Source organism: Ochrobactrum sp. SFR4, assembly GCF_019730395.1.
In the GTDB taxonomy this organism is placed as follows: domain Bacteria; phylum Pseudomonadota; class Alphaproteobacteria; order Rhizobiales; family Rhizobiaceae; genus Pseudochrobactrum.
Genome location: NZ_JAAPBB010001198.1, coordinates 1 through 244, shown reverse-complemented (window position 1 = coordinate 244; position 244 = coordinate 1). Strand labels below are relative to the sequence as shown.

The window sequence follows — 244 nt, the reverse complement described above, 5'->3', positions numbered from 1 at the left end:
CGGATGCTGACCGGCACGGATACAGATTTTGCCTTTCCATTTCGGATCGGACAGGTCTTCATAATTCAGTGCGGAAACATCGAGATCTTTGGCTGCATAAACAACGCGCGCACGCATTGAAAGAGCAAACCATTCGCCCTTCGCATCACGCAGCTGTGCCGGAATGGCATCTTCCAGAACTTTGGAAGAGACAGGCTGGGTCAGGCCTTTTTCTGTCAGATCAATCAGATTACCCGCATCAACG

The 244-nt window shown here is 50.8% G+C and carries 1 pseudogene; it reads right to left on the bottom strand.

Annotated elements, in window-relative coordinates:
- Positions 1 to 244, bottom strand: a pseudogene (locus HBA93_RS22840) (iron ABC transporter substrate-binding protein); the annotation flags it as partial.